This window comes from Wolbachia pipientis (genome assembly GCF_023661085.1).
In the GTDB taxonomy this organism is placed as follows: Bacteria; Pseudomonadota; Alphaproteobacteria; order Rickettsiales; family Anaplasmataceae; genus Wolbachia.
The window spans coordinates 1-7083 of record NZ_JAHDJT010000069.1 but is presented as its reverse complement, the minus strand read 5'-3'; the positions used below and the strand labels follow the sequence as shown (position 1 = coordinate 7083).

The 7083-nt window shown below is 35.4% G+C and carries 6 protein-coding genes and 1 pseudogene; 6 read left to right on the top strand and 1 reads right to left on the bottom strand.

From position 1 onward, the window contains the following. Positions 1 to 38: 38 nt before the first annotated feature. Positions 39 to 718 (bottom strand): annotated as a pseudogene (locus DM84_RS06220) (hypothetical protein). 251 nt (positions 719 to 969) lie between these two features. Between DM84_RS06220 and DM84_RS03850 the strand changes: the two are divergent. From DM84_RS03850 to DM84_RS03825, 6 genes are read left to right on the top strand one after another with little or no spacing between them, the layout of a single operon-like run. Continuing rightward, the gene (locus DM84_RS03850) at positions 970 to 1458 is read left to right on the top strand and encodes a sigma-70 family RNA polymerase sigma factor (RefSeq protein WP_250778420.1); all 489 of its coding nucleotides are present in this window, start codon (positions 970 to 972) and stop codon (positions 1456 to 1458) included. A gap of 52 nt (positions 1459 to 1510) precedes the next feature. Next, entirely contained in the window at positions 1511 to 2314 is an 804-nt protein-coding gene (locus DM84_RS03845) for an ATP-binding protein (RefSeq protein ID WP_250778418.1), read from the top strand. A 20-nt stretch (positions 2315 to 2334) separates the two neighbouring features. Beyond that, on the top strand, positions 2335 to 3141 hold the full coding sequence (locus DM84_RS03840; protein WP_250778417.1) for an AAA family ATPase: 807 nt from the start codon (positions 2335 to 2337) through the stop codon (positions 3139 to 3141). Between the two features lie 39 nt (positions 3142 to 3180). Then, positions 3181 to 3684, top strand: coding sequence for a hypothetical protein (locus tag DM84_RS03835; RefSeq protein WP_250778416.1), 504 nt, complete (start codon positions 3181 to 3183; stop codon positions 3682 to 3684). Next, positions 3681 to 4868, top strand: coding sequence for an AAA family ATPase (locus tag DM84_RS03830; protein ID WP_250778415.1), 1188 nt, complete (start codon positions 3681 to 3683; stop codon positions 4866 to 4868). The genes DM84_RS03835 and DM84_RS03830 overlap by 4 nt, the downstream gene beginning before the upstream one ends. Before the next feature lie 42 nt (positions 4869 to 4910). Further along, on the top strand, positions 4911 to 7043 hold the full coding sequence (locus DM84_RS03825) for an AAA family ATPase (RefSeq protein ID WP_250778414.1): 2133 nt from the start codon (positions 4911 to 4913) through the stop codon (positions 7041 to 7043). The last annotated feature ends 40 nt before the right edge of the window (positions 7044 to 7083 follow it).

Below are 7083 nucleotides of genomic sequence, written 5' to 3'. Positions count from 1 at the left end.
TTAAAGCGGTTATAATAACTATTTAAGGTCATTTTGTTTCAAAAAGTTACAACAAATGAAAAAGTTTCCCGAGTTGCAGATGTTCTGATAAGTGGTACGGTGTGTTCTAAAACTAACAAAATTCCAGAATTTTCCACGTCTTTTGGTTCAAAATATCTCTGTCCTCTAGGTACCTTCTTTTACTTTAGTACCAACCATAACCCCAAGTTCCCTGATAACTTGATTTGCTGCGTCCGTGAAATCGAAAGTGAATTTGAGAAAAAGATTATTAGTTGGTACATTTGAGGACCTAAACCTTCCAGAGGGAGTCAAAAGCTCGCCATTCTCATCACCTGTGCAGAAGAGCACTTCGTTCGCAATACGTCTGCCAAGCTCATTGGCAGTTTTTCAGAAGTTATCAGCCTGGTGGTGTGCTTTCACTATATTCTACAGTAACTGCACTATTTGCCCTGATAGAGCTATTTTCCGTACGTTTTATTACACCACTACTGCTATCAACTATATAATCTATACTTGGCTGATACACTGTTTGCCCTGTAAAAACCCTTACATCTTTAATAGTGTGGTGATCTAGAGCTATTTCACCCTCAACAAAAACTTTTTCGACCTGATGGCTACTTCCAGAGCTTGAATCACCTGTTCCCCAAGCAAGATGGATAGATTGCTTTTTTATGCTGGCTGCTATTGCTGCTCTTCCTGATTGTGTAAGAATTGACACCTGTGATGAGTTTGAAAGGCTTATATAATATATATTCAGGATTTGGAAAATTTTTGTCCAAAAAAAATGAATTTTTGCCTAATTTTGTGTTGCAGTATTATTTAAATTTGGATGTGTATTATTCTTGAAGAAAAGTAATTGAATATCAGTAGTTTAAAAATTGCATCTGTATTATTTATTTTTGCCCCTGTCCTACAAAGTGCACCTATAGGTTCTCATCCTTAAAGCATTAATTGTTTTAGGGAAAAGTTATGAAACTAAAAACTGCCATAGTTGTTCAAAATATACGGTATCAAGCTAGGAGATTAAAACTTTTTGAATGCTTTACTCATGAAACCCATGAAGATCTTGAGCAAGAACTCTTCTGTGAAATTTGGACTTATCTTGATAGATATGACAAAAGTAAAGGTAGCTTTAACACTTTTGTAGCAAGATTAACTGAACGTCGTGCCAATAACTTATTAGAGAAACAACTATGTATGAAGCGCAATATTAATAACTACGTCAATATTGAGAAAACAGAAGCTTTTGAAAATGAAGTAGCGAAACGTACTGATGTAGATTACATGATTTCAACGCTACCAAGAAAGATGCAGAGGATATGCGAACAACTCAAGTACTTTAACTTATATGAAGTTGCTAAGATGAACAACATATCAAGAACTACTTTAAATACTATGGTAAGAAAAATACGTATAAAACTCTCTTCCATCTACTACAAGGGCAAAAAGAACAATTGAACATAAATTCTACCTTTCCTGAATATATAACATATACCATTGAGGTGAATAAATGACTTTTAAAATTTTAAACAATAATGAAAGATTGAAAACAACTACAGGCATAAAAGTAGTAATTTTTGGTCCTTACGGTATTGGTAAAACCAGCCTCTTAAAGACTATAAGTGAACCAACACTTTGTCTTGACTTTGAAGCAGGTCTGCTTGCTGTTCAAGATTGGCAGGGAGATTCAATTAGTGTTCGTACTTGGAGTCAAGCTCGGGATATTGCCTGCCTAATTGGTGGTCCAAACCCTGCGCTAAAATCTGATCAAGCGTATAGCCAAAGACACTATGAGCACGTATCAAGTAAATACAATGAAGAGTTTTCTAAATATCGATGTATTTTCATTGATAGCATCACTGTAGCATCACGTCTTTGTCTCTTATGGGCAAAAATGCAACCGGAAGCTTTTTCTGAGAGAAGTGGAAAGCAAGACATGAGAGCTGCTTACGGATTACTTGCTCAAGAAATGATGGCTTGGCTCAATCAGTTTCAACATATTCCGGATAAAGACATCATCATAGTTGGCACATTAGGTCAGTATCTTGATGATTGCAATCGTTCAACTTGGCTGCCTCAATGTGAAGGGGCTAAAACTGCTAGTGAAATTCCCGGCATTGTTGATGAAGTAATCGGCATGGTTGGCCTCAAGAAAGATGATGGCACAGAGGTACGTTCATTTATCTGTCAGACGATTAATTCTTGGGGATATCCAGCTAAAGATCGCAGTGGCTGCCTGAATATGGTTGAAGAACCGCATCTTGGTAAATTGCTTGCGAAAATTAAAGCCAAAACTTTGGCTCCTATTGCTTAATTAAAAATTGGAGAATAATTATGGAACAAAACTTTTTCAATATCGGTCAAAAAATCCCCTTTTTCAGCGTAAAGGAGTATTTAAGTGATCAAACGCCAATACCAGAGGACATAATTTCCCCTAGAATTCTAACTAAAAGAGGTTTATTGGTACTGGGTGGCCCACCTAAAATCGGCAAAAGTGACTTTTTGATCTCTTGGCTTGTCCACATGGCTGCTGGAGTTTCGTTTCTTGGTATGACGCCGAGTAGACCTTTGAAGATCTTCTACATGCAAACTGAAATTGAATATGAATATATGAAAGAACGTTTGCAACGACTTCAACTTGATGAAGAACTTGTGAATATAGCTGCTAACAACTTAATCATTACACCAAAAGTGCACTTATCATTTAATCATGATGAAATAAGTGAAATCAAGGAAATCGTGAAAGAACGCTTTAAACCTGATGTTTTAGCCATAGATCCATTGCGTAACATCTTTAGCAGTGAGTATGGAAATGAAAATGATAATAGTGCTATGCTGTTCTTTTTGCAAAAGACTCTTGAAAAGCTACGCAGTGCTGTCAATCCAGATGCTTGTATTGTACTCACTCATCATACAAAAAAATTATCGAAAAAGATGCTGGAAGAAGATCCATTTCAAGGATTAAGCGGTGCTGGTTCTTTTAGGGGATTTTATAGTACTGGTATGGTGATGTTTGCTCATGATGAGGAAAGCACTACCCGTCAAATAGTATTTGAGTTGCGAAATGGTGAACATGTGGCAAGCAAGCTTGTCGATAAGATAAATGGTCGTTGGAAAGTTGTAGACCAATGGAGCAGTTGATTCTTTTTTTTACTTTGCAATAAATTTATAGGAGACAATATGTTATCAGATTTTTTAACTGATTTTAATAACGCGAAACTGCAAAGCAGTTTAATACCGAAAGGTACAATAGTCAAGGTAAAAATGGCAATAAAGCCTGGAGGTTATGAAAATTGGTTCACTAAAAGCTATACTACTGGCAGCATCTATTTAAACGCTGAATTTACTGTCACTGAAGGTTCATATGCAAAACGCAAGATTTTTCAAGTAATTGGTATAAAAAGTGGCAAAGCAAGCGTTGAAGGAGAAGATACTTGGGGAGAATCTGGTCGTTCCATGCTTAGAAGTATTTTGGAGTCAGCACGAAATATTCATGCACATGACACTTCAGAGAAAGCAGTTATTGCTAGAAAAATCAACTCTATAGCTGATTTTAACGGGTTAGAGTTTACTGCAAAAGTTGGTATTGAAGCCGACAGTAGATACGGAGACAGGAACAGAATTGCTACAGTTGTTACTCCAGAACAAAACAATAGCATTGAATCTGATTGGGTCCCGTTTTGAAGTACGACGAGGAGAAGCTCTGGATTGCTGTAATTGAGAGAGCTATCAAAGATGCAGCAGGAAAAAATCTAGAGCTAAAGAAAGAAGCAATTAAATGGTTTGATTCAGAGTCTTTTGAAACTGTTTGTGAGCTAGCTAATCTCAGCTCTAAACGTATGAAAAGTATGTATGGGGGTTTTATGCAGAGAAAGGAAATAAAAGGATTATTGATTGATAATATTAAGGAGTGTGTACCTTACCTAATTCCAAACGGTAATTTTTATCGAGAGAGGACTTATGTTGGTAACTGTGATGAGGATACGATTACAGTTAAAATAGTGGGTAAAGAAGCTGGAAATTGGCGTAATTTTACTAAAGGAATCAGTGGTGATATTATTGATCTTTGGACTTTAGTTAAAGGTGATATAAATTCCGCTAAGAAGTGGTTAAATACTAAAGAAAACACAATAGAACATAAAATTACATCGTTTTCAGCAAGGCATTACTTAAATGATAAATCACCAATGCCAAAAGATATAATAGGCCCAAGAATTTTAACTCCAGGCGGTCTTTTGGTGATAGGTGGAACTCCTAAAATAGGAAAGAGTAATTTTCTACTTTCCATGTTGGTACATTTAGCTGCTGGAGTATCATTTCTTGGTATGAAGCCTGCAAAGCCACTTAAGATATTCTATCTACAGGATGAAATGGAATATGATTACATAAGGGAGCGCTTACAGAAGCTAAGAATCAGCAAGAAAATCCTTGATGAAGGGACAGAAAACTTAGTTATTACTAAAAAAGTACAGTTAACTTTGAATGTGGAAAAAATAAAAGAAATTATGTCGGAAAATCTCGATGTAAAAACAGTTGATCTTATAGTGATAGACTCTCTTTTTGATTATAGGAGTATGATCTCTTTTCTGCAAAATAGTATTGATGAACTACGCTCTATCACTAATCCTATGGCTGGAGTAATAGTTACACATTACACCAAAAAAGTGTCAACAACCACGTTAAAAAAGAATCCATTTCAAGCATTGAGTGGTGCTAATGTTTTAAGAAGTTTATATACATCTGGAGTAGTAATATTTAAACCTAGTCAGCATAGAAATGTTCTGCAAGTAATGTATGAACTCAAAAATGGAAGACCCATACCAACAAAATTCATCAGTGAAGTTAACGGACACTGGAAAACAGCTTAGTTGAATTTCATAAGTTAAATTTTAAATATATTGGGGAATTTTATGGATATCTATTGTGATTTTAATACAGCAGCTCCACATGGACATTACAAACCGTTATTAGAAAAAGAACAGCTAAAAGCTCAGCTTTTATTAAATATCAGATCATGCCTTTCATATCTATTACCAAGAGGAATTTTTCGTGGTGATAAGTTTTATGTAGGCAATGTACAAGGTGATAAAGGAAAGAGTCTAGTAGTAGAATTGAGTGGTAGTGAAGCTGGACTATGGCACGATTTTGCAACAAAAGAAGGTGGAGATATAATTGATCTTTGGGGAGCAGTGCATAGAAAAAGTACTAGAACAGAGTTTACTGAAGTAATGGACTCTATAGCTGAATGGCTTGGTCATTTCAAAAATTCAAGTAGTCCAACTGCATATTGGGATTATTACGATGAAAATGGCCAAGCTATTGTTAGAGTATATCGTTATGATGATAGTGGCAAGAGATATCTTCCTTTTGATATCAAAAAATCCACCTTTAGTGTACCAGAGATAAGACCACTCTATAATATTCCAGGTATTTTGAAGTCCGATAAAGTTATTCTTGTTGAAGGAGAAAAATGTGCAGAAGCGCTGATAGAGAAAGGCATAACTGCCACAACTGCAATGTCTGGAGCAAACGCAGACCCAAATAAAACAGATTGGACACCACTCAAAGGTAAACATGTGATTATTTGGCCAGATAATGATGAACCAGGTAAGAAATACGCTGAAAAATCTGCTATGAAACTTACTTGTCTTGGAGTTGAAGAACTTTACATTTTGGAAATACCTAAAGATAAACCAAAGGGTTGGAACGCTGCTGATTGTGTGAAAGAAGGTATAAATGTTGAAAAATTCTTATCTTCAATTCCTCAAGTTCCATATGTGAAAAAACTATCAACTACCGAGGAATTCTCGAAAGTTCAAAAAGCAGGGCGTCGCATTTCACTTTCAGCAATTCCAGTAATAAAGTATTTAAACGATAAATCACCAATGCCGAAAGACATAATAGCTCCAAGAATTTTAACTCCAGGAGGACTATTGGTGTTTGCAGGTGCACCTAAGGTTGGAAAAGGTGATTTTCTTATTTCTTGGTTATTACATATGGCAGGAGGAGTTCCATTTTTGAACATGATGCCCACAAGACCTTTGAAAATCTTTTACTTACAAACTGAAATTGGCTATCACTATATGCGTGAACGTCTTCAGCAGATTAAACTAAATGAAGAACTTCTTGAAATTGCTGGATATAACTTAGTTATTACACCACAAGTGGAGTTACTTCTAAATGATGATAGTATAGAGATTATTTTAGATAAAATAGAAAGTTCATTTGGCTCGAATGCAGTTGATATAATAGCAATAGATCCACTACGCAATATTTTTGATGCCGGCGAGAATAGTAGTGAAAATGACAACAATGCTATGTTATTCTTTCTACAAGAAAGGGTTGGTAAATTGAGAAAGCTGGCTAATCAAGATGCAGGGGTTATTTTAGTACATCATACAAAAAAGATTCAAAAGAAATCATTAGAAGAAGATCCCTTTCAAAGCTTTAGTGGAGCTGGTTCATTGCGAAGTTTTTATACTACAGGAATGATAATGTTTAGACCAAATGAACAACAAAGCTGTCGTCAGCTAATATTTGAGTTACGCAATGGTCATGCTATTGCATCAAAATACGTTGATAAAGTGAATAATTGCTGGCATACAACGGATTATGAATCACAAAGACTTGTAAACAAAGACTATGGTCAAAAGTTAGATGCAGAGCGTTCACGTAGGTACGATAATATTTTACAATTGATTTACGAAGAAGCACGGAAAGGAAATGTGTATACAACTAGTTCATTTTGTAAGTTATTCGAAAATAAAGCAGGACTTGGTAGCAATCATTCCATTCGTGATCGTATTGATGTTCTTGCTACAAAAGGTTATATTAAATTCAATAAAGAAGGCAAAAATGGAGCAAGGACCAAATATGGAATACTTTGTGTTGAAGGCATGGAAAAAAGAAGCAAAGTGTTTGATCATCAGCTAAACAAGGAAGTTACGATCTATGAGAAAATTTTACCAACTGATTACAAATCACCACAATATGGAGATGTTATTCCTGTAGAAAATCCAAATGTTTGGGTTTACAACGATTAGAGCCAAAATAGTAAAATCACTTATAAGAACTATAAACTAT